The organism is Nonomuraea sp. NPDC049400 (assembly GCF_044466425.1).
Lineage (GTDB): Bacteria > Actinomycetota > Actinomycetes > Streptosporangiales > Streptosporangiaceae > Nonomuraea.
The window spans coordinates 41378-62579 of the sequence record NZ_JBITMP010000044.1; the positions used below are offsets into that span (position 1 = coordinate 41378).

General features: G+C 72.0%; 16 protein-coding genes. 11 read left to right on the forward strand and 5 right to left on the reverse strand.

Annotation, left to right across the window (positions count from 1 at the left end):
• Nucleotides 1–12 precede the first annotated feature (12 nt).
• A complete protein-coding gene (locus ACIBVN_RS45080; RefSeq protein WP_349457503.1) occupies nt 13–426 on the reverse strand; it encodes an SRPBCC family protein in 414 nt (137 codons plus the stop codon).
• A 122-nt stretch (nt 427–548) separates the two neighbouring features.
• Here ACIBVN_RS45080 and ACIBVN_RS45085 point away from each other — a divergent pair, with 122 nt between their 5' ends.
• Genes ACIBVN_RS45085 through ACIBVN_RS45095 form a run of 3 tightly spaced genes read left to right on the forward strand, consistent with a single transcriptional unit; the run spans nt 549 to nt 7491 of the window.
• Entirely contained in the window at nt 549–2126 is a 1578-nt protein-coding gene (locus ACIBVN_RS45085; protein WP_397146445.1) for a TIGR02677 family protein, read from the forward strand.
• Complete coding sequence (locus tag ACIBVN_RS45090; protein ID WP_397146446.1) at nt 2123–3313, forward strand: TIGR02678 family protein; 1191 nt, start codon at nt 2123–2125, stop codon at nt 3311–3313. The genes ACIBVN_RS45085 and ACIBVN_RS45090 overlap by 4 nt, the downstream gene beginning before the upstream one ends.
• The gene (locus ACIBVN_RS45095) at nt 3310–7491 is read left to right on the forward strand and encodes a TIGR02680 family protein (RefSeq protein WP_397146447.1); all 4182 of its coding nucleotides are present in this window, start codon (nt 3310–3312) and stop codon (nt 7489–7491) included. The genes ACIBVN_RS45090 and ACIBVN_RS45095 overlap by 4 nt, the downstream gene beginning before the upstream one ends.
• A 32-nt stretch (nt 7492–7523) precedes the next feature.
• Here ACIBVN_RS45095 and ACIBVN_RS45100 read toward each other — a convergent pair whose 3' ends face one another.
• Together ACIBVN_RS45100 and ACIBVN_RS45105 are read right to left on the reverse strand one after the other, a co-directional pair.
• Nucleotides 7524–10715: an NACHT domain-containing protein gene (locus tag ACIBVN_RS45100; protein ID WP_397146448.1), complete on the reverse strand. Its 3192-nt coding sequence runs from the start codon at nt 10713–10715 to the stop codon at nt 7524–7526.
• Nucleotides 10716–10788: 73 nt separating this feature from the next.
• Nucleotides 10789–11787: a carbohydrate kinase gene (locus ACIBVN_RS45105; protein WP_397146449.1), complete on the reverse strand. Its 999-nt coding sequence runs from the start codon at nt 11785–11787 to the stop codon at nt 10789–10791.
• Between the two features lie 148 nt (nt 11788–11935).
• On the opposite strand from ACIBVN_RS45105, the gene ACIBVN_RS45110 reads away from it, so the two are divergent.
• The 4 genes from ACIBVN_RS45110 to ACIBVN_RS45125 are packed head-to-tail and all read left to right on the forward strand — an operon-like array spanning nt 11936 to nt 15745.
• Nucleotides 11936–12928: a sugar ABC transporter substrate-binding protein gene (locus ACIBVN_RS45110; RefSeq protein WP_397146450.1), complete on the forward strand. Its 993-nt coding sequence runs from the start codon at nt 11936–11938 to the stop codon at nt 12926–12928.
• Between the two features lies 1 nt (nt 12929).
• Nucleotides 12930–13901: an ABC transporter permease gene (locus ACIBVN_RS45115; protein ID WP_397146451.1), complete on the forward strand. Its 972-nt coding sequence runs from the start codon at nt 12930–12932 to the stop codon at nt 13899–13901.
• The gene (locus ACIBVN_RS45120) at nt 13898–14710 is read left to right on the forward strand and encodes an ATP-binding cassette domain-containing protein (RefSeq protein WP_397146452.1); all 813 of its coding nucleotides are present in this window, start codon (nt 13898–13900) and stop codon (nt 14708–14710) included. The genes ACIBVN_RS45115 and ACIBVN_RS45120 overlap by 4 nt, the downstream gene beginning before the upstream one ends.
• Nucleotides 14711–14734: 24 nt before the next feature.
• Complete coding sequence (locus tag ACIBVN_RS45125) at nt 14735–15745, forward strand: LacI family DNA-binding transcriptional regulator (protein ID WP_397146453.1); 1011 nt, start codon at nt 14735–14737, stop codon at nt 15743–15745.
• A 14-nt stretch (nt 15746–15759) separates the two neighbouring features.
• Here ACIBVN_RS45125 and ACIBVN_RS45130 read toward each other — a convergent pair whose 3' ends face one another.
• The gene (locus tag ACIBVN_RS45130; protein ID WP_397146454.1) at nt 15760–16494 is read right to left on the reverse strand and encodes an SDR family NAD(P)-dependent oxidoreductase; all 735 of its coding nucleotides are present in this window, start codon (nt 16492–16494) and stop codon (nt 15760–15762) included.
• 116 nt (nt 16495–16610) lie between these two features.
• Between ACIBVN_RS45130 and ACIBVN_RS45135 the strand changes: the two genes are divergently transcribed.
• The 4 genes from ACIBVN_RS45135 to ACIBVN_RS45150 all read left to right on the forward strand — a co-directional run bounded on the left by ACIBVN_RS45135 (nt 16611) and on the right by ACIBVN_RS45150 (nt 20430).
• Nucleotides 16611–17705, forward strand: a complete 1095-nt coding sequence (locus ACIBVN_RS45135; protein WP_397146455.1) for a glycerophosphodiester phosphodiesterase — start codon at nt 16611–16613, stop codon at nt 17703–17705.
• A gap of 105 nt (nt 17706–17810) precedes the next feature.
• The gene (locus ACIBVN_RS45140) at nt 17811–19259 is read left to right on the forward strand and encodes a tetratricopeptide repeat protein (protein ID WP_397146456.1); all 1449 of its coding nucleotides are present in this window, start codon (nt 17811–17813) and stop codon (nt 19257–19259) included.
• A gap of 11 nt (nt 19260–19270) precedes the next feature.
• Nucleotides 19271–20098 (forward strand): PIG-L family deacetylase, encoded by an 828-nt coding sequence (locus ACIBVN_RS45145; RefSeq protein ID WP_397146457.1) that lies wholly within the window; start codon nt 19271–19273, stop codon nt 20096–20098.
• Between the two features lie 110 nt (nt 20099–20208).
• Complete coding sequence (locus ACIBVN_RS45150) at nt 20209–20430, forward strand: hypothetical protein (RefSeq protein WP_397146458.1); 222 nt, start codon at nt 20209–20211, stop codon at nt 20428–20430.
• A 22-nt stretch (nt 20431–20452) separates the two neighbouring features.
• Here ACIBVN_RS45150 and ACIBVN_RS45155 read toward each other — a convergent pair whose 3' ends face one another.
• Nucleotides 20453–21133: a hypothetical protein gene (locus ACIBVN_RS45155; RefSeq protein ID WP_397146459.1), complete on the reverse strand. Its 681-nt coding sequence runs from the start codon at nt 21131–21133 to the stop codon at nt 20453–20455.
• Nucleotides 21134–21202 lie beyond the last annotated feature (69 nt).

Consider the following 21202-nt stretch of genomic DNA (forward strand, 5'->3'; position numbering starts at 1 on the left):
GCAAAGGCGGGCTCAAGCCGAAAGGCGCCTGGCCACCTCGTCGGCCAGGCGGTCGAGTGAGCGGTCGAGCAGCTCGCGCACCTCGTCGGCCCGTGCCCCCGAGTCGGGCTCGTCGAGGAGCGATATGTGCACGGTCACCTCGCTCGTGCCGCCGGCCGCGTCGGACACCTGGAGCCAGCCCGCGTAGTCAGGGTGGTCGCGGCCACCCCACTCCACCCGAAGCTGCTCCTCGGAGGCGCGGAACAGCCCCTCGTGCGGCCCCGGTCCTGGCACCAGATCGCCGGCGGCCTCCAGGGTGCCGGGGCCGGCGTCGGCGACCGAAAGGCCCTGTGGGAGCCATCTGTCCATGATGTCCACATCGGACGCGACGCCGTACACGATTGTGCTGTTCGCGGGCATGCCACGCGTCGCCTCGAACTCCGCCACCCCAAGCCCCCTTCCAATGCCACCGCCGTACCCGTGTGATCTGCTCGCAAACCGTGGCCGTCGCGCGGGGGCTTCCCGCTATGGTGCGCGCGTGGCAATCGTGCGGCGAGGGGAGCGGGTCGATGGCTGAGCAGCCACGGGTGCCGCCGGAGATGTTCCGGTTCGCCACCACCGAGCGGGCCGACCTGCACACGGCGGTGCTCTACGCCTTCGGCGAGGCCGGCGAGCGGCTCGAGACGGCGCTGACGGTGGACGAGGTGCGGGACCGGCTGCGGACGGTGGGGTGGTACGCGCCGGTCGGCGAGCAGGAGCTGACCGGGACGCTCAAGCAGCTCGCGGGGTGGGGGCTGCTCGACGTCATCTTCAACCACGCGGGCAGCTTCGCCACCGCGGAGGAGTACGAGCGCAAGAACCTGCAGTACGCGCTGACCAGGCGGGGCGAGGCGGCCTTCGCCGGAGCGCGGCACGCGATGGCCGTGCTGACCTCGTCCGGAGCGCTGCAGACCGCGGTGCTCGACGCGATCGCCGACCGGCTGGGAGAGCTGGACGGGCTGCTGCGCGATCCCGACCCCCGGCGCAACCGGCGCATTTTCGCCGCCCTGCAGGAGCTGGAGTGCCACCTCGACGGGCTGCGGGACAACACCAAGTGGTTCAACGGCGAGCTGCAGCGGCTGCTGCGCGTCGAGGCGGCGGAGCTGAGCACGTACCACGAGGTCAAGGGCGCCACCGTGGCCTACCTGCAGGAGTTCGCCGGCAATCTGGAGCAGCGCGGCGACACCATCGCCGCCGCCCTGGACGCGGTGGCCGGGCACGGCGTCGACGTGCTGCACGCGCGGGCACTTGACGGCGCCGATCTGCCGCAGGCGCCCGGCACGGACCACGCCACGGCGTGGCTGGCGGCCAGGGCGGCCAGGTGGGAGGGGCTGCGGCAGTGGTTCGCGCCCGACGACGGCGGGGTCCCGCGGGTGCGGCTGCTCCATGACGTGGCGCGGCGGGCCATCGTGTCGCTGCTGCAGGTGCTCGACCGGATCACCGACTCCCGCCGCCGCTCCTCCAGTGCCGCGGCCGACTTCCGTACGCTGGCCCGCTGGTTCGCGGGGGCGCCCAGCGAGGACGACGCGCATCGGCTGTGGGACGCGGCGTTCGGGCTGGGCTCGTCCCGGCACGCGCACCTGGGGCACGCGGACGCCGAGCTGATCCCGGCAGGGGTGCCGTGGTCGGAGGCCGAGCCCGTGGAGGTGTCGGCGCTGCTGCGCGCACGCGGGCGCAACGAGCGGATGGGACGCACGGGAAGGGTGCGCGACGTCGACTGCTTGCGGGCCGAGCGCCGGGCACGGGCCGAGAAGGAACGGGCGGAGCTGGAGGCCGCCTGGTCGGCGCTGGCCACCACCGGGGCCATGCGCCTGTCGCAGATGGGCGAGGTCGACCACGACACGTTCGGGCGGCTGCTCGATCTGCTTGGGAGGGCCCTGGCCGAGCGGCCCGACTCGACCGGGTTCCGGCGGGCGGTGACCTCCGACGGGCGGGTGGAGATCGTGCTGCGGGCTCCCGACGACGGGGCGGTGGCGGTGTTGCGCACCTCTGATGGGTGGTTCCGGGGACCCGACTACCTCATCGACGTGCGCTCGCTCGAGGGGGCCCGCGGCCGGATGTCCGAGGAGCATGGCCGGCCGCCGCGCAGACGGGCGGCGGGCGCATGAGCAGCCTGGCCAACCAGCTCGTCAGGGCCGAGAAGGAGGAGATCGCCCGGGCGATCAGAACCCTGCTCCGCCGGCCCCTCGTGTCCCAGCACGACGACCCCGCCGCCTTCGACCTGATCACGAAGCGGCGGCAGCCGCTGATCCAGTGGTTCGACTACTTCTGCGGCTGGCGGCTGGTCGTGGAGCCGCGCCAGGGGTACGCCCGCCTGGTCAAGGTCAGGTCCGAGGCCGACGCCACCCGGCCCGCCCGGCGCCACCGCGCCACCAGGGCTCCGTTCGACCGCCGCCGCTACACGCTGCTCTGCCTGTGCGCGGCCGAGCTGCTCACCTCGCCGGTCACCACGATCGGCATGCTGGCCCAGCGCGTCGTCCAGGCAGCCGCGGTGGAGGCGGAGGTGCCCGCGTTCGACCCGGTCAGGGGCGAGGAGCGGGCCGCGTTCGTGGACGCGCTCAAACTGCTCGAACACCACGGCGCGATCATCGCCATGGACGGCGCGACCGACGCCTACCTCGACGACGAGGGGGCCAAGGTGCTCTACCGCGTCGACACCACCCGCGTGATCAGGCTCCTCGCCGCCCCGGTGCCTCCCACCAGGATCGCCTCCGGGGAGGGGGACCGCTGCGGCGCGCTCACCACCGAGGCGCGGTACGGCGGCGAGGAGCCGACAGAGACCCAGCGCAACCTGTGGGCCAGGCACTCGCTGCTCCGCCGCCTGCTCGACGAGCCGGTCGTCTACCGCGACGAGCTGACCCCCGACCAGGCGGCCTACGCGGCCTCGCTCACCGGTCGCAGGCTCATCCGCCGAGCCGCGGAGGAGGCCGGTTTCGTGCTGGAGGAACGTGCCGAGGGCCTCCTGCTCGTCGACACCGACGCCACCGCCACGGACACCAGATTCCCCGACGACGGCAGCCACGCCAAGGTGGCCGCCCTGCTCATGCTCGACCTGCTGGTCTCCGCCGGACCCGTCACCGCCGCCCGCCTCGACGCCGAGGCCACGGAGCTGCTGCGCCGCTTCCCGCTGTGGGCCAGGGCGTACCAGTCCGACGAGGGCGGGCCGCGGCTGGCCGGGGACGCGCTGGAGGTGCTCACGATGTTCGGGCTGGCCCGCCGTACGGGCGACCGGATCGCCGCCCTGCCCGCCGCGGCCCGCTACCGGGTCGACCCGGCCGTCCAGGAGGATTCATGACAGTCACCGAGCTCACCGCCGCCGCCCGCGCCGCGCACGGAATGGACGCCCGCTGGGTCCCCGTACGCGCCGGCATCCTCAACGTGTGGCGCTACTACGACGAGGTGTTCGAGTTCCACCGGGGCAGGCTGCTGCTGCGCGGGCCCAACGGCAGCGGCAAGTCCAAGGTGCTCGAGCTGCTGTTCCCGTACGTGCTCGACGCCAGCCTCAAGCCGAGCCGGCTGTCCACGTTCGGCGGCACCGAGCGCACCATGCACTGGAACCTGATGGGCGACGGCGCCGGCGGCACCACCCGCGTCGGCTACGTGTGGCTGGAGTTCCGGCACGCCGACGGCCGCTGGTTCACCTGCGGCGCCCGGCTTCAGGCCACCATCCACACCAAGAACGTCACCGCCGTCTACTTCACGACCGAGGCCCGCGTCGACGCCCCCGACGGCATCAGGCTCACCGGCGAAGGCGGTCAGCCCCTGACCAAGGCCCAGCTCATCGAGGAGCTCGGCACGTCGGGCACGGTCCACGAGTCCGCCGACGCCTACCGCGCCGTCGTGCGGCAGACGCTCTACCCGGCGCTTAACGAGCAGCGCTACGACTCGCTGCTCACCGCGCTGCGCCAGCTGCGCACTCCCAAGCTGTCCGAACGCCTCGATCCCGGCCTGCTGTCCGACCTCCTGTCGAGCGCCCTGCCGCCGCTCGGCGAAGGGGAGATCCACGAGATCGCCGAAGGGTTCGAGCGGCTCGACCGGCAGCGCGAGGAGCTGCGGCTGCTCGAGCGCGAGGTGGAGGAGGCCGACCGGCTCGCCACCCGGCAGCGCGGCTACGCCCAGCGCGTCCTGCGGGCCGCCGCTGCGGCGGTGACGTCCGCAGGAGACGCCCTGGACTCGCTGGCCGCCGAGGCCGAGGCGAAGCGGGAAACGCTCAAGGAGGTCGAAGGCGAGCTGGCCGCCACGACCGCGCGGCTGGGCGAGGAGGAGGCGCAGGAACTGGCGCTGGCCGCGCAGATCGACGGGCTCAAGGAGAGCCAGGCGTACCGGACGGGTGCCGAGCTGCACCGGCTCCGTACGGAGGCGCAGGCCGCCCACGAGACGGCCGCCCGCCTTCGCGACCAGGCGGGCGCGGCGGCCCGCGCCGCCGCCGCCAAGCAGGAGCTCGCTTCCTCGGCCGACGCCGCGGCCCGCACCGCCGCCGCCCTCGCCGACCGCGCCGGAACGCAGGCCCGCCACGCGGCCGAACGCGCCGGCCTTCTCGCCGCCCACGAGGAGTCCGAGCGAGCGGGCTCCACCTGGGCGACCGGCGACCCCGACGGCGCCCACCCCGAGGATCTCCCGGACGCGCCCCGGCCCGGCGTCACACAGGCCGGACCTGGTGGCGCGCAAGCCGGTGCCACCGGAGCCGCCGCGCCGGACGTCGGCCGCGCTTCCGAGGGCGGCCGCGCTTCCGACGGCGAGGACGCCGTGCATCGGGCGCGGGAGCTGTTGCGGGCCGCCGTCACCAGCCGGGCCGCGCAGATCCGCGAGGTACGGGCCGGAGCCGTCGAGCACCACGAGGCGATCAAGCGCCGCACCGCCGCCGAGCAGGACCGCGACCGCGCCCGAGACGCCCACGCCGCCGCCCGTACGGCCCACGACCAGGCGGAACGCCTGCGCGACGAGCGAGCCCGCGACCTGGCCGCCGCCCTCACCGACTGGGCGGGCGGCTGCACGCAGCTCAAGCTCGACCCCGAAGAGCTGGCGGGCACGGCCGAACTGCCCGAGCAGGCCGACGAGCTGGTGGCCGCCGCCCGCACGGCGGCGGCGGTCCGGCTGGCCGCCCGCGAGCAGCACCTGATCGGCCTGCGCGACAAGCTGCTGGCCGAGCGCACCGAGCTGACCCGCGAACGCGAACGGCTCAACGACCAGGGCGTCGTCCAGCCACCGCCGTCGCACGCCCGGGACACCGCCGCCAGGGAGGGCCGCCCCGGAGCCCCGCTGTGGCGGGCCGTGGCGTTCAGGTCGGGCCTCGACCCGGTCGCGCAGGCGGGCGTGGAGGCGGCGCTGGAGGCGGCGGGCCTGCTGGACCTGTGGCTGCGCCCGGACGGCGGGTTCGACGCGGGGGAGCATGACGCGTTCGCCGTGTCGGCGCTGGCCAAGCCCGCACCCGGCTACAGCCTGGCCCACGTGCTGCTCACCGAGGCGGACTCGCCGGTGCGGGCCGACACGGTGCTGGCGGGCATCGCGTTCGCGCCCAGCGCGATCGGCGTCGACCATCCCGCGGTCGTCGGCGCCGACGGCACCTGGCGGCTCGGGCCGGCGGCGGGCCGCTGGGTCAAGCCCGAGCCCTCCTACATCGGCGCCACCGCCCGGGAGCGCGCCAGGCGCCGCCGCATCGCGGAGCTGGACGACCGGCTCGGCGACCTCGCGGGCACGATCGCCGAGTGCGACCACCTGCTCGCCGTGGTCGACGCCGACCGCGACACGCTCTCCGCCGAGCTGCGGCGCAGGCCCGACAGGCGGCCGTACACCGGCGCGGTCGAGGCCCTCGACGGCGCGGTGAAGAAGGTCGCGCTGCTGGAGGACCAGCTGCGGGCGTACGAGCAGCGCCTGCACGAATGCGAGAAGGAGGTCGGCCGTTCGCTGCGGCGGCTCACCGAGCTGGCGGCGAGCCACGCCCTGCCCACCGCGCCGGCCGCGCTCGACAACCTGGACGAGGCGCTGCGCGCCGCCGAGACGGCCGGCGCCGCCTGGCACGACCGCCGGGCCGACGCCCGCGCCGCTGGGGAACGCGCCCGGCACACCGCCGGCACCGCCGCCGAATACCAGGACCTCGCCGTCAGAGCCGTCGAGCGCGCCGAGAGCGCCGCGGCCGCCGCCGTGGTGGTGGCGGAGAAGCTCGCGGCCGTCGAGTCCGCGGTCGACGCCGAGGACGCGCGCGTGCTGGAGCAGCTCCAGGAGACGCAGCTCGCGTACCAGGCCTGCCGCCGCCTCATCCGCTCCGTCAACGACGACCTGGCCCGGCTCAACGCCCGGCTCGGCCGCCTGCGGGGCGAGCTCGGCACGGTCGCGGAGAAGCACGCCGAGGCGGGCCGCGTGCGGGAGGAGGTGTCGCAGCGGTTCCGCCGCCTGATGGCCGGGCACCTGCCGGCGGACGCGCGGGTGACTGCCGGGCCGGTGCGCGACACCGGGGTGCGGGCCGTGCTGGAGTCGGCCAGGGCCGTGGCCGGGCAGCTCGCGGCGGTGCCGTACGAGCACAAGAACGTCAAGGAGGCCGAGGCGCGGCTGCAGGACGCCTTCCACCACGCCAGGGAGATCCTCGCCGGCCGGGCGGACCTGGAGCTGGCGCCCGACGAGGACGTGCAGGTGCTGACCGCCACCGTCGGCGGCGTCCGGGCGGGGGCGGCGGCGCTCAGCGAGGCGCTGCGGAAGGAGCGCGACGAGCGGCGTTCCGACATCACGGAGGCGGAGCGGGACCTGTTCGACCGGACGCTGGCCGGCGACACGCGGCGGCACCTCGCCGACCGGATCAGGCAGGCGACCGCCCTGGTGGAGAGCATGAACCAGCGCCTGGAGCGCGTCCGCACCGCCTCCCGGGTCGCCGTCCGCCTGGTCTGGCAGGTCGATCCCACCCAGCCGTCCGGCACGCGGGCCGCCCGCGACCTGCTCCTGCGCGACCCGGCGGGGCTGAGCGAGGCCGACAAGGAGGCGCTCTACGCCTTCTTCAGGGACCGGGTGGAGGAGGCCAGGGCCGGCGACTGGTCGGCCGGCTGGGAGGACCAGCTCATGAAGGTGCTCGACTACACGGCCTGGCACCGCTTCGTGGTCAAGCTCGACCGCGGCGACGGGCAGGGATGGCAGGAGCTCACGAGAAAGCTGCACGGGGCGCTGTCCGGCGGGGAGAAGGCGATCGCGCTGCACCTGCCGCTGTTCGCCGCGGTGGCCGCGCACTACCAGACCGATCCCGCGTGCCCGCGGTTCATCCTGCTGGACGAGGTGTTCGTGGGGGTGGACAAGGCGAACCGGGGGCAGGTGTTCGACCTGCTGGTGGACCTGGGGTTGGACCTCGTGCTCACGTCCGACCACGAGTGGTGCGAGTACCGCGAACTCGACGGGATCGCGGTCCACCAGCTCATCACGGGCGACGGGGACGACGCGGTGACAACCGCCCGTTTCGTGTGGAACGGCTACCGAATGGTGCCGTCGGAATGACCGCTCCCGAGCCTGGCTGTCGCTATTACCTCCTAATCACGGTGAATGATCACACTTCGGGTCTGCCCCATGTCGTCGATGTCCAGGGTGGCGTCCAAGCGGTAGGCCGCGAGAAGGCGCCGGATGTCGTTGTCGCCTCCGGCGCCGCTGGGATCGATGAGAACGCTGAGTCTAGCCAGGGCCGGCGAATTGTCTCCCGCCAGCCTGAACAGCAAGGAGACGCCGGGCGCGCCGGCATAGGTCTCGGGCTCGGTCAGCCAAGGGATCTTGGCGGTGAGTTCTGGATGCGCGAACAGCACGGCCGCCATCGCGTATGGGTCAGGTCTCCTGCCGCGGCCGATCCGGGCCATCCACTCGACGACGTCCGCCGCCGAGTCGGTCGTCAGCATCCGGCTGCACTGTTTGAGCAGCATCGCCAGCCGATTCAGCACCTCCGCGAGCTCTTCGTCGTCGACATCGTCGTCCGGGTCGACCAGCAGCAGGCTTCCCTGCCAGTCGGAGGGCATGTTGAGCAGCGCGATGACGGAGCTCTGGATCACGTCGGCCCATGAGTCGCCAGGGCTGGAATAGAGCATGCCCCGGGTCGAGCTGTGGCCGAAGCGAAGCCGCCGCTCCAGATCGTCGTCTCCGACGAGGCGTGCGTACATGACATCAGGGGCGTCCTTCGCCAGATGCACATTGGGGTCCGGCGAAATGCTGACTCTGCTTCGGCGGAAGCTCAACGTGCTGAGGATCGACTGCCTTCCGGCTGTGTCGAGACCTGACATCCACAGCGTCACCATGGATCGCCACTGGACCAGGGGGGCATTGCCCAGCCAGAGATCGTCGAGCCACACCTCGTCCTCCAGCACGATGAGGAGCGTGAAGAGGTTGGCCGAGTAGGCCGCCAGCTGCCGCACCCTGTCGGTCGGGGTCGGCCGGTAGTCGGCGTACCGCTCCGAGCCGAACCTGCAGCGATGGTTCTCGATGAGCGTCGAGAGGGCGCGGATGATCCGCCGCCGCTGCTCCCGGGGCAGCTCGCGGGTCAGCTCTTGCAGGAACGTCAGGATGGTCCGCCGGTTCGTCAGCGGCTCGTGTGACAGCAGCGCGAAGGCCAGGTTGTCGTTCAGGTCACGGGATCCGCGCCGCGCCGTGCTCTCCAGGGCCAGTTCGGCGAGGAGCTCGACGGCCTGTGCGGCCATCAGGTACTCGCCGAAGGTGGCGTGCAAGAACTCGAAGCTCTGCCGCGTGTCGCCCTCGCCGGGCATGCGTGCCTCGGCGGCGTGGACGAAGAAGAACTGCCCGATCAGCCGCCTGCCGAGCTCGTCGATACGGCTCGACGACGAGGGCTCCTCGTCCAGCGCCAGGAGGTCAGCCCCCAACTCGGTGTCCGTGATGTTCTGCCGGCCGCGGTTGAACATCGCGAACGCCGCCACGGTCAGCCTCCAGAGCTGGTCCCGCACGAGGTCCTCGCGCCGGTGGTCGGTCAGCCGCTCGTTGGTGCGTTCGATCTCCCGGCGGGCGAAGGTGTCCAGCAGCCGCCTGTAGAGATCGGCGGTCGAGAGGCCCTCGTCGAGCGCGGGCGCGCCGGGATCGGCGGAATACAGCGCGAGCATGAGCAGCAGCAGCGGCTGCCTGGCCAGCTCCGCCTGCCGCATGGCCACCTCGGGGGTCAGCGCGCGGACGGCGCCGGAGGCGATCGCCTGGCTGTTGGCGGAGTTCCACACCCTCAGCCAGGCCGCGATCTGGTCTTCGCCGAACTCCTCCAGCTTGACGGCCACCGTCCCCTGCGGGACCGTGATCTGGTCGGCGACCACCGTGCGCGAGGTCACGATGACCATGACAGGCCGCCCCTGGTCGGCCTCCTGCCGCTGGAAGGTCACGACCTCCTGGAGGTAGCCGCCGCGATGGCCGGCCGCCTGGAGCAGCTCGTCGAGGCCGTCCAGCAGGACGACGCGGATGGTGGAGCGGCTCTGCTCGGCCAGCTCCCACCAGTTGACCCGGCGGTGGGTCGCCAGGTCGAGCGCCTCCTGGATCTGGTCGTGCACCGGGGCCACAGCATTGACCCTGCGCAGCGGGACCCGCACCGTCGTGAAGGCGGAGGCGGGCAGTCGCGCGGCGAGCATCTTGGTGAGGGAGCTCTTGCCCGCGCCTGGATGGCCGAGCAGCAGCATCGGCGCTCGGGTGGCTCGGGGCGAGGTGAGGTGCGCCGCGAACAGGAGATCGAGATCGCCGGACACCGGCTGGTCCCGCCACCAGTTCTCGCTGGCCAGCCGCTCGTCCCCGCCGCCCCCGCCGACCCGGTACCGAGGATCGATGAAAGCCTCCTCGAGCGTGGGGAAGGCGAGCTCGGGGCTGGCCCGCACGGCGTTCTCCGCGACGATGTGCTCGCGTAACACTCCCCGGTTGGCGCGGCTCATGACCGCGCACAGGTCGGGCTCCGCACGCCGGTCGCCAGCCATCGACTCCAGCACCCGTTCCAGGCGCGACAGGGCGGCCGAGTGGGTGTCGAGCGCGGCGCGGACGTCTTCGCGGACCCCGGTGACCTCGGTCCTCGTGGCAGCGTGCTCACCCAGGCTCGCCCAGACGAGGAACTCCGGCACGGTCGCGCAGAGCGACAGGTAATGGGACCGGTAGCGCTCGGCCGCGGAGATGGGTACCAGCGCCAGGAGCTCATTCCATTCCCGGCCGCCGTCCCTGCTTCGCAGGAGGTGCAGGAGGCGCCCGGTGAGCATGGTCAGCCACGCAAGCACCTCACCGTGGTTCTCCTCGAATCCCCGCGCGGGGGACGGGGTGGGGACCTCGGAGTTGTACAGCAGTTCGATCAGGTTCTCGTGACGATCAGGCGCCTCCCCTGTGACGAGATGCTCCTTGTCGGCCTCCGTGAGGCGGAGCTGCTTGCCCACAAGCTCCTGGAGCGTCTCGAAGAAAGCCGCCGCCACGATCGTGGTGTGCGCGGCGCAGATCAGCTGGTGCCGTTCGTAGCCGGAGGTCTTCAGCAGCCGGTCGGTGGCGCTGTCCAGGGCCGAGCGCAGCAGCGAGATCGCCTCGTTCTTCTGGTCCACCCAGCCCCAGACAGCCGCGAACGCCGCCAGCGGCGCGAGGGCCGTCCCGCCGAGAGCCGCTGCCCCGGCGGCCAGGATGACGCCGCCGAGGAGCTTGTCCAGCCGGGCGATCCGGGGGCGGTCGTGGTGGCCGAGGATCGCCAGTGCGCCCCGGTAGGTCAGGCTCGGCTCGCGGTTCATGCCACCTCCACTGGCTGCATGGGCCAAGTCTGGCCGATCTTCGACCGCTCCGCCTCCCGGAGAGCCCGAAGGGTCAGAGCGCCGCGGCCCAGGGCGGGTTGGCGCCCGCGACCGAGCAGGTCAGGGCCGCCACCCTGGCCGCGAACTCCGCCGCCTCCGCCGCCGTCTCCAGGTCCAGACCGTCCAGGCGGCCGCCCAGGAGGCCCTTGGCGGAGAGGCTGTGCAGGAGGCCGGCGGTGAAGGAGTCGCCCGCGCCGACCGTGTCCACGACCTCGACCTTCGGGGCCCGTACCAGGGCTCGCTTCCCGTCCAGGGACACGAGCGCGCCCGCCGCGCCCCGCGTGATGACGATCAGGCGGGCTCCGGCGGCGTGCCAGATGTCGCAGGCACGTTCCATCGGCACGCCAGGCAGCAGGAAGTCCAGGTCGTCGTCGCTGAGCTTGAGGATGTCGGCCCACTCGCACCAGCGGGAGACCGGGTAGTCCTCCCGGGTGGCGAGGCTGGGGCGGACGTTCGGGTCGATGGAGATCGTGACCTGCCCGGCGGCCTCCCTCACGAACGCCTCCACCGCCGTCCTGCCCGGCTCCCTGACCAGGGCGAGCGAGCCGGTGTGCAGGCAGGCGACCGGGCCGAGCCGCGTCAGGTCCAGCTCGTACGGGCTCCACTGCCAGTCGGCGGTGCCGTCGGCGTAGAAGGTGTACTCGGCCTGGCCTACCGGGTCCAGGGCGGCGACGGCGAGCGTGCTGGGCTCCTTGGCCTCGACGGACGCCGAGAGGTCCACGCCCGACGAGGTGAGGTGCCGGCGGAACAGCTCGCCGAACACGTCACCGGAGATGCGGCCGAGGAACCGGGTGGGGGTGCCGAGCCGCGCCAGCGCCACAGCCGTGTTCGCGGGCCCGCCGCCCGGCAGCACCTGCAACGCCAACCCCGCCGTGCCGCTGGACGAAATCGGGGAGCCGGGGGTGAGGACGGGGGGAGCGCCGGGGGTGGTGGGGCGGGGGCCGAGGGGGTGGTCGCCGGGGGAGCGGGTGGTGAAGCCGTCGGCGACGCACTCGCCCAGGACAGCGATCATCGAGCCTGCCTTTCAGGCAAGTTGCCGATTTGTTACGGCATGGGGGCATTGACGTTTCTCGGATCGGAGTCCATCATCGCAGCACAGCGGATGTCAACGTTGACATATGTCAACGATGACATCGGGTCCCCCCTGATAGGAACCGCCCATGAATGCAAAGCTCTCGGCCGGACTCCTGGCCGCCGCACTTCTCATCACCGGCTGCGGCGGCGGCAACGGAGGCAGTGCCCAGAACGGGTCGTCCACCCCCAAGGTCGGCCTCATCACCAAGACCGAGACCAACCCGTTCTTCGTCAAGATGAAGGAGGGCGCGCAGAAGGCAGCCCAGGCCAACGGCATGGAGCTGATGAGCGCCGCCGGCAAGTTCGACGGCGACAACGCCTCCCAGATCACGGCCATCGAGAACATGGTCGCCGCCGGGGTGAAGGGCATCCTCATCACTCCGAGCGACACCAAGGCCATCGTCCCCGCGATCAAGAAGGCCCGTGACGCGGGCGTGCTCGTCATCGCCCTCGACACCCCGACGGACCCGCAGGACGCCACGGACGCGCTGTTCGCCACCGACAACCTCAAGGCCGGCGAGCTGATCGGCCAGTACGCCAAGGCCGCCATGGCCGGCAAGCCCGCCAAGATCGCCACCCTGGACCTGGCCCCCGGCGTCACGGTCGGCCAGCTCAGGCATGACGGCTTCCTGAAGGGCTTCGGGATCAAGGAGGGCGACCCGTCCGTCGTCTGCTCCCAGGACACGAGGGGAGACCAGGCCAAGGGCCAGACCGCCATGGAGAACTGCCTGCAGAAGGCCCCCGACATCAACGTCGTCTACACGATCAACGAGCCCGCCGCGCTGGGCGCGTACACGGCGCTGAAGGCCAAGGGCCGCGAGAAGGACGTGCTGATCGTCTCCGTGGACGGCGGCTGCACGGGCGTCAAGGCCGTGCAGTCCGGCCAGATCGCCGCCACGAGCCAGCAGTACCCCCTCAAGATGGCCGAGGACGGCGTCAAGGCGGTGTCCGAGTTCGCCAAGAGCGGTAAGAAAGTCTCCGGCTACACCGACACCGGCGTCACACTGATCACCGACAAGTCCGTCTCCGGCGTCGAGGCCAAGGACACGGCCTTCGGCCTGGCGAACTGCTGGGGCTGACATGGCAGTGATGGAAGCGACGCTGCCGCGCCGCCTGATTACCACACCCGTCGCGGGCCCGCTGGCCGCGCTGCTGCTGGCCTGCCTGTTCTTCGGGCTCAATACCGACCAGTTCTTCACCGGCCCCAACTTCTCGCTGATCATCCAGCAGGTCATGGTGGTCGGCACCCTGGCCATCGGGCAGACCCTGATCATCCTCACCGCGGGCATCGACCTGTCGAACGGCGCGATCATGGCGTTCGGCGGCATCGTGATGACCAAGCTGGCCGTGGACAGCGGCCTGCCGCCGCTGCTGGCGCTCGCCGCCGGGCTCGCGATCTGCGCGGGGTTCGGGCTGGTCAACGGGCTGCTGGTGACACGGATCTCGTTGCCGCCGTTCATCGTGACGCTCGGCATGCTGAACGTGGTCTTCGCCCTGACCCACATCTACTCCAACGAGCAGACGATCACGGACCTGCCTCCGCTGCTGACGTTCCTGGGGCAGACGTTCCAGGTCGGGCAGACGAACGTCACCTACGGCTCGCTGCTGACGATCCTGCTGTTCCTGCTGTTCGCCTACCTGCTGGGCTCCACGGCGTGGGGCAGGCACGTGTACGCGCTCGGCAACAGCCCCGAGGTGGCCCGCCTGACCGGCATCAGGACGCGCCGACTGACCGTCGGCGTCTACACCCTGGCCGGCTTCGTGTACGGCATCGCCGCCCTGCTCCTGGTCTCGCGTACCGGAGTGGGCGACCCGCAGGCCGGCCAGACCGACAACCTGGACAGCATCACCGCGGTCGTGCTCGGCGGCACGAGCCTGTTCGGCGGGCGCGGCCTGGTGATCGGCACGCTGGTCGGGGCGCTCATCGTGGGGGTGTTCCGCAACGGCCTGCAGCTGATGGGCGTACCGTCGATTTACCAGACGCTCATCACGGGCATCCTGGTGATCCTCGCCGTCGCCGTCGACCAGATCTCGCGCAGGAGGAACCGATGACGACCCCCGTCCTCCAGGCCCGCGGCCTGATCAAGAAGTACGGCCACGTCACGGCACTCGACGGCGCCGACTTCGACCTGATGCCCGGCGAGGTGCTCGCCGTCATCGGCGACAACGGCGCCGGCAAGACCAGCCTCATCAAGGCGCTGACCGGCGCGCTCCAGCCCGACTCCGGCGAGATCCTGCTCGACGGCGAGCCGGTGCGGCTCCGGTCCCCGATCGACGCCCGCAGGCACGGCATCGAGACCGTCTACCAGGACCTCGCGGTCGCGGCCTCGCTCGACATCGCCACCAACATGTTCCTCGGCCGCGAGCTCCGCAAGCCCGGCATCCTCGGCAGCATCTTCCGGCTGCTCGACAAGAAGCGCATGCGCGAGGAGTCGGCCAGGCACATGGCCGACCTCAAGATCGGGCTGCGCTCGCTCACCCAGCCGGTCGAGTCGCTGTCCGGCGGCCAGCGGCAGGGCGTGGCCGTGGCCAGGGCCGTGGCGTGGGCCACGCACGTCGTGGTCATGGACGAGCCCACCGCCGCGCTCGGCGTCAAGGAGTCCGGCCAGGTGCTCGACATGATCAAGCGGGTCCGCGACCAGGGCACGCCGGTGGTGCTGATCAGCCATAACATGCCGCACGTGTTCGAGATCGCCGACCGCATCCACGTCCAGCGCCTCGGCCGCCGGGTCGCCCAGATCAAGCCGGGCGACCACAGCATGGCCGAGGTGGTGGCCATCATGACCGGCGCGCTCCAGGTCTCCGAGGGCAAGGCGGTAGTGACGGATCAGGGTGCGGCGGAGGCGATCGGGTTGTCCTGATGAGCGGCCACTAACATGGGCGCAATGCGGCGTCCGACGATGACAGATGTGGCGCGTGAGGTGGGCGTCACGGCGAAGACCGTCTCGCGGGTGCTCAACGACGACGGCCCGGTCGCCGTCGAAACCCGCGAACGCGTCATGGCCGCCGTCAGGAAGCTGGGCTACCAGCCCAACCTGATGGCCCGCAACATGCGGGTCGGCGCGCGCGACGCCGCGATCGGCCTGGTCATCCCCGAGATGGGAAACCCGTTCTTCGGCACGGTCGCGGGCGGCATCGAGAGCGCCATCCGCGCCCGCGGGCTCACCCTCATCGTCGGCAACTCCAGCGAGACGGCGGACCTGGAGCAGTCGCTGATAGCGACGTTCCTGGCCCGCAGGGTGAGCGCTCTCATGGTCGTCCCCTCGGCCACCAGCGACCATCGCCACCTGCGCAACGAGCGCGTGGCCGGCCTGCCGATCGTCTTCCTCGACCGCCCGGCCGTCGGCCTGACGGCCGACAGCGTGGTCAGCGCCAACCGGGAGGGCGCCAGGGCCGGCGTCGCCCACCTGATCGCGCACGGTCACCGCAGGATCGGCTTCGTCGGCGACGTGCCCGCCACCCTCTACACCCGCCGCGAGCGGTTCCAGGGCTACCGCGACGCCCTCGAGGCCGCGGGCCTGCCGTTCGAGCGGTCCCTGGTGGAGACGGGCCACGACCAGGAGGCCGCGGCCCAGGCCGCGATGCGCCTGTTAGCGCTAACCAATCCGCCGACGGCGCTGTTCGCGGGCAACAACCTCGCCTCCACGGGCGCGGTGGTGGCGCTGTCGCGGGCCCGCCGCAAGGACGTGGCGCTGGTGGGCTTCGACGACCTGCCCCTGGCCGAGTGCCTGGACCCGCCGCTGACGGTCGTGGCCCAGGATCCGGCAGGGATGGGGGCCGCGGCGGCGGAGCTGGTGCTGTCGCGGCTGGACGGCGACAGGTCGAAGGCGCGCAGGATGCTGGTGCCCACCCGGCTGGTCGTCCGGGGCTCGGGCGAGCTGCCCGCGCCCCGGTGAGCCAGCCGCCGGATTCAGCGCGGGTAGGCGCCGCCGTCGAGGTTGAGGACCTGGCTGGTGAGATAGCCGTTGCGCAGGACGGCCAGGGCCAGGTCGGCGACCTCCTCCGGGCGGCCGAACCGGCCGACCGGCAGGAGGTGCGGGTCGGCCGTGGCCGGGAGCATGGCCGTGTCCTGGATGAGCGCGGGCGCCAGGGCGTTGACCGTCACGCCGCGCGAGGCGACGTGCGAGGCCAGGAAGTGGAGCATGCCGTGCAGGCCCGCCTTGGAGGCCGCGTAGTGCGGGCCGACGATGCCGCCGGTGAAGGCCGCGATCGACGACATGAACAGCACCCGCCCGAACCCGCGCTGCGCCATCCCCGGCAGCGCCCGCTGCGCCAGCAGGAACGGAGCCCGCAGGTTGACGGCGATCGTGCGGTCCCACGTCACCGCGTCCACCGCGGTGTAGTCCTGCTGGATGGCGTAGCCGGCGTTGGAGATCAGCACGTCGACGGGGCCGAGCGCGTCGGCCGTGGCGCGGAGCAGGGCGGCGGGCACCTGGGGGTCGGCCAGGTCGCCGGGGAGCGCGATCGCGTCCACCCCGGCCTCCCGTGCCTGCGCCACGAGGTCGTCGGCGTGTCCGGAGCGGGTGCCGTACGTGAACGCCGTCCTGACTCCCTCGGCGATGAGCCGGCGTCCGATGGCCTGCCCGATGCCGCCTGACGCGCCGGTCAGCAGGGCCACGCGCCCGTTGAGATCGGTCATGGTCATCTATCTTCCACGTGACGGGCGCGTCGAGGGGAGGTTGGAAAGGGGCGTTTCCGTACGTCTTTCACTGTGTGCTCAGGTGTAACTCGCGGTCCACCTGCGTGGTCTACGTTGCGCGCATGACCATGCGCAGGTTACTCGCGAGCGTCCTGGCCGGTGTCGTCGCCGGCGGTACGGTCGCCGTTGTGCTGACCCAGACGACCCCCGCCACGGCAGAGCGCCGCGGCCACGCTCCCATTGTGATCGGCCACCGGGGCGCGAGCGCCCACCGGCCCGAGCACACCCTCCTGTCGTACGAGGCCGCCATCGCGATGGGCGCCGACTACATCGAGCCCGACCTCGTCTCCACCAAGGACCACGTGCTGGTCGCCAGGCACGAGAACGAGATCTCCGGCACGACCGACGTGGCCGCGCGCCCCGAGTTCGCCGGGCGGCGGACCACGAAGACCGTGGACGGGCGGCCGGTCACCGGGTGGTTCACCGAGGACTTCACGCTGGCCGAGCTGAAGACGCTGCGCGCCAAGGAGCGCGTGCCGGACCTGCGGCCGGACAACACGGCCTTCGACGGGCTGGCGGAGATCCCGACGTTCGAGGAGGTCGTGAAGCTCGCGCTGGAGCACGGCGTCGGCGTCTACCCCGAGACCAAGCACCCGACGTACTTCGACTCCATCGGCCTGTCGCTGGAGGAGCCGCTGCTGGACGTGCTGAACCGCTATCGCGTGCGCAAGGCGTACATCCAGTCCTTCGAGACGGCGAACCTGCGCGACCTGCGCTCCAAGACGAGGCTGCCGCTGATCCAGCTGATCACGTTCGGCGGCGCGCCGTACGACTGGGTCGCCTCCGGGAGCACCCGTACCTACGACGACATGGTGACGCCGGACGGGCTGCGCGAGGTCGCGGCTTACGCGAACGGGATCGGGGTGGACACGCGGCGCGTGGTGCCCCAGGACGCCTCCGGCAGGACCGTCGAGCCCACCACGCTGATCGCCGACGCTCACCGGCGGCGGCTCGCCGTGCACGTGTGGACGGTACGGAACGAGAACTCGATGCTCCCGGCGGACTACCGGCTGGGCAACCCGGCCAGCCCCGTCTACGCGCGGGCCACCGGGAACGTGATGGGGTGGCTGTCGAGGCTGGTCGAGCTGGGGATCGACGGGGCCTTCTGCGACGATCCCGGCATGGGCCGGGCGGTGGTGACCGGACGGTCGGCGTAGGGACGTCGGGCCCTCGGTCGCCGCGCCCTCGAGCGCAGAGCGGCGACCGGGGTCCCCTGGCCCTATTCCCCACCTGATCAGTAGGTACATAGGTACATTGGTCCGGTGACCAACGACCAGCATGGCCTGGCGGTGACCGGTGCCGGCGCCGCCGCGGTACGGCACTACGACCGGGCGATCGACGAACTGCTGCACTTCCGGGCGGAGGTCGACGCCGAGACCGGCGCGGCGCTGGCCGAGTCGCCGGACTTCCCGATGGGCAACGTCCTGGCGGCGTACCTGGGGCTGCTCACCACCGAGGCGGAGGACGCGCGGACGGCGCGGGCGCGCTTCGCCGCGTTCCGCCGCAGGACCGACGAGGCGTCGCTGCTGCCACGCGAGCGCGCGCACGTGGCAGCCGTGCAGGCGCTGCTCGACGGCGACTGGCTGACGTGCGGGCGGCTCCTCGGCGAGATCACCGTGGAGCATCCGCGCGACGCGCTGGCGCTGGCCGCCGGGCACCAGGTCGACTTCTTCACCGGCGACGCGCGCTCGCTGCGCGACAGGATCGGCGGGGCACTGAACGCCTGGCGGGAAGATGACCGGCATTTCGGTCATGTTCTGGGGATGTACGCCTTCGGCCTCGAGGAGGCGGGACACTACGACAGGTCGGAGGAGGTCGGCCTGCGCGCGGTCGAGCTGAACCCGCGCGACGTGTGGGGCATCCACGCGGTGGTGCACACGTACGAGATGCAGGGCCGGTTCGGGGACGGCGTGCGTTACCTCGACGCACGGCTCCCGGACTGGTCGACCGGCACGTTCTTCAACATCCACAACTGGTGGCACTACTGCCTCTACGCGCTGGAGTCGGGCGACGAGGCGCGGGCGCTGGCCATCTACGACTCGGTGCTGGCCGGCGGGCAGTCCTGCATGGAGCTGCTGGACGCCGCCGCCCTGCTCTGGCGCCTCCACCTGGAGGGCTCCGGCCGGCCGGAGCTCGACGGGCGCTGGCGCGCCCTGGCCGACGCGTGGCCGGTCAGGGTGGGGGAGCCGTTCTACGCGTTCAACGACATGCACGCGGTCATGTCGTACGTGGGCGCCGGGCGGATCGGGGAGGCGGAGAAGCTGATCGCCACGCGGGAGGCGTACGTGCTGGATCCGCGTCCCGGCGTCACCAACCAGGACATGACCCTCCGGGTGGGCCTGCCGGTGTGCCGTTCCCTGGTGGCCTTCGGCAAGGGCGACTACGACGCGGTGGTGGATGCGCTGTACCCGATCCGGCACCGGGTCAACGAGTTCGGCGGCAGCCACGCGCAGCGGGACGCCGTGCAGAAGACCCTGCTGGAGGCGGCCCTGCGGGCGGGGCGGCGCGACGTGGCACGGGTCCTGGTGAGCGAGCGCGTCAACGTGCGCCCGTGCAGCCCGTACAACTGGCTCAAGCAGGCGGCCCTCGCCGAGACCCTGGGCGACCGGGGCGCGGCGGCGGCCGCGCGTCTGCGCGCCGGTGAGCTGGCCCGCCAGGGCGGCCAGGTACAAGCAGAGGCAGGAGGCGGAACTGTCGGGGCCTGCGGGTAGTGTTTCGGCCCATGGATCGGCAACTCACCCTCATGGTCGTACACGCCCACCCCGACGACGAGTGCCTGAGCACCGGCGGCATCCTGGCCCGCTATACCGACGAAGGCATCCGCACGGTCCTCGTCACCTGCACCAACGGCGAGCAGGGCGACGACCAGGGCGGCGTGAAGCCGGGCGAGGCGGGCCACGATGACGCGGCGGTGGCCGAGCGGCGGCTGGCCGAGCTACGCGAGTCCGTGGCCCACCTGGGCATCGACCATCTGGAGCTGCTCGGCTACCGCGACTCCGGCATGCAGGGCTGGGACGCCAACGCCCACCCCGACGCGTTCGCCAACGTGCCCGTCGAGACGGCCGCCGCCCGGCTGGCCGCGCTGATGGAGCACTACCGGCCCCAGGTCGTGGTCACCTATGACGAGACGGGCGGCGGCGGTTACGGCCATCCCGACCACGTCCAGACCCACCGCATCACGGTGGCGGCCACCGAGTCGACCGGCATTCCCGACAAGCTCTACTACACGGCCATTCCGCGTTCCGCCATCAAGCGGATGTTCGAGCTGATGCGCGACAGCGGGGTCGACCTCGGCGGCTTCGAGCCGTCCGACGACTTCGGCACGCCTGACGAGCGCGTCACCAGCCTCGTCGATGTCGCGCCTTTCGTCGAGCGCAAGCTCAAGGCGCTCAAGGCGCACGAAAGCCAGGGGGAGAACATCTTCCTGCTCCGCATGCCCGAGGAGGCGCAGCAGCAGGCGTTCGCGCACGAGGCGTTCGAACGGAAGCTGTGCAAGGTGGACGCGCCCGACCACGAAGAGGACCTGTTCGCGGGCCTGCGTGACAGCTAGCCTCGCAGCTCTCGCTCCAGATCGTCACCGAGCCCGGCGCCGCCCTCGAACGGGCGGCCGCCGGCTCGGCGGCGATGGTGCGCGGCGGCTGACCTCCCGCGCTGGCCGGGGTGGTGGGCCAGCTCCCCTCGGAGACAGGGCGGGCCGCCTGCGGTGTGGTGGCCGCCGTCCTGGCCGCGCTGGCGGGGGCGGTGACCGCGTTCGAAGCGCTCATCGGCTTCGCCACGCAGATCTTCCGCGTGGAGAACGGCCAGTGGGGTCAGCTGATGATCGGGGAAGCACACCAGCCGCCGCCGTCCGCGCAGACCGTGCCCGGCGAGAGCGGATCCTGAGCACAGGCCCGCGGTCGCGGGATCAGGGTGCGCCGTCAGACTCCCTGGCCTGTTTCCACAGCTCGTCGAACTGGCCCAGCCAGTGCGTGTACCAGCGCTCGTCGACGTCGCGGGTGAGCTCGATGTGCATGCGCGCGGCCACCGTCTCGTTGCCGACCCCGTGAAACTCCACGATCATCTTGCCGTTGCGCTCGCCGGGGTCGACCGCCACCAGGCTGAACCCGGGGTTGTAGGGGAACATGCGGAAGTCGAAGGAGCCGGCGACCTGCCAGCTCCTCATGTTGCGCAGCTTGCCCGCCACCTGCTCCAGCGCCGTGGCGAACGGCTGCAGCGGCGGGTCCAGACCGTCGTCCAGCTGGCGACCGGCCACAACGACTCCCTCCCGTACCCCGGGATCGAGTACGACGATGCGCAGCACGCCGTCGGGCCGTGCCAGCACCGTGCGGCGTAACAGCTGGCAGTTCTGCTCGGACAGCAGATTCACGCCCGACGGGGCGAAGATCCACACCTGCTTGGCGTCCCCGAACAGCTTGGCCGGCGGCACGGCGTCGAAGGCCGTACGGTCGTGCAGCGCCACCTGCCCCCAGGCCGAACCCTCAGGGACGGTCATGCGGAACACCAGCAGGCCCACCCCGGCCAGCACGCCGGCCCATTTGAGCTGCTCCGGCACGACGTCGCCGACCACCGTCAGTACGGCCAGCACCAGCGCTACCGCCGAGGTCGCGTACGCGTCGATGTTGCGGCCGCGCCTGAGGTCATGAAGGATCCGCTT

Excerpts from the sequence above, each read along its gene's own strand:
- ACIBVN_RS45110 (WP_397146450.1), top strand. The coding sequence starts at position 11,936 with ATGAATGCAAAGCTCTCGGCCGGACTCCTGGCCGCCGCACTTCTCATC.
- ACIBVN_RS45085 (WP_397146445.1), top strand. The coding sequence starts at position 549 with ATGGCTGAGCAGCCACGGGTGCCGCCGGAGATGTTCCGGTTCGCCACC.
- ACIBVN_RS45120 (WP_397146452.1), top strand. The coding sequence starts at position 13,898 with ATGACGACCCCCGTCCTCCAGGCCCGCGGCCTGATCAAGAAGTACGGC.
- ACIBVN_RS45115 (WP_397146451.1), top strand. The coding sequence starts at position 12,930 with ATGGCAGTGATGGAAGCGACGCTGCCGCGCCGCCTGATTACCACACCC.
- ACIBVN_RS45125 (WP_397146453.1), top strand. The coding sequence starts at position 14,735 with ATGCGGCGTCCGACGATGACAGATGTGGCGCGTGAGGTGGGCGTCACG.
- ACIBVN_RS45105 (WP_397146449.1), bottom strand. The coding sequence starts at position 11,787 with ATGATCGCTGTCCTGGGCGAGTGCGTCGCCGACGGCTTCACCACCCGC.
- ACIBVN_RS45135 (WP_397146455.1), top strand. The coding sequence starts at position 16,611 with ATGACCATGCGCAGGTTACTCGCGAGCGTCCTGGCCGGTGTCGTCGCC.
- ACIBVN_RS45095 (WP_397146447.1), top strand. The coding sequence starts at position 3,310 with ATGACAGTCACCGAGCTCACCGCCGCCGCCCGCGCCGCGCACGGAATG.
- ACIBVN_RS45145 (WP_397146457.1), top strand. The coding sequence starts at position 19,271 with ATGGATCGGCAACTCACCCTCATGGTCGTACACGCCCACCCCGACGAC.
- ACIBVN_RS45090 (WP_397146446.1), top strand. The coding sequence starts at position 2,123 with ATGAGCAGCCTGGCCAACCAGCTCGTCAGGGCCGAGAAGGAGGAGATC.
- ACIBVN_RS45130 (WP_397146454.1), bottom strand. The coding sequence starts at position 16,494 with ATGACCATGACCGATCTCAACGGGCGCGTGGCCCTGCTGACCGGCGCG.
- ACIBVN_RS45100 (WP_397146448.1), bottom strand. The coding sequence starts at position 10,715 with ATGAACCGCGAGCCGAGCCTGACCTACCGGGGCGCACTGGCGATCCTC.